Here is a 369-nt window from a genome sequence, read left to right on the forward strand (position 1 = left end):
GAAGCCCGCCTGATCACCCCGCTGCGCTCCGAGGGCGGCCACCGCCGCTACTCCCGCTACCAGCTGCGCATCGCCGCCCGCGCCCGCGAACTCGTCGACCAGGGCACCCCCATCGAGGCCGCCTGCCGCATCATCATCCTCGAGGACCAGCTCGAAGAAGCCCAACGCATCAACGCCCAATACCGCGCCGCCGAATCGCGTTCGTCCTGAGCCAGGATCAAACTCTCCGTGAATGTTTCCCCGTAATCGGGGTGACACCACGAGAGCGGAACGGCCGGAGGAATAATCCGATCGTTCACAGCGTCCTCGCTGTGTTGCCCACCGAACCCGAAGGACCGGCAGGACTTTTCAAAGGAACCTCGTCCCAGC

General features: G+C 65.0%; 1 protein-coding gene. It reads left to right on the forward strand.

The window, feature by feature from the left end:
* Positions 1-210, forward strand: a 210-nt coding sequence (locus OKJ99_RS36365; RefSeq protein ID WP_326022593.1) for a MerR family transcriptional regulator, incomplete at its 5' end; no start/stop codon positions are given.
* Positions 211-369: the final 159 nt, after the last annotated feature.

Origin of the sequence: Streptomyces endophyticus (genome assembly GCF_035798155.1) — a bacterium.
In the GTDB taxonomy this organism is placed as follows: Bacteria; Actinomycetota; Actinomycetes; order Streptomycetales; family Streptomycetaceae; genus Streptomyces; species Streptomyces endophyticus.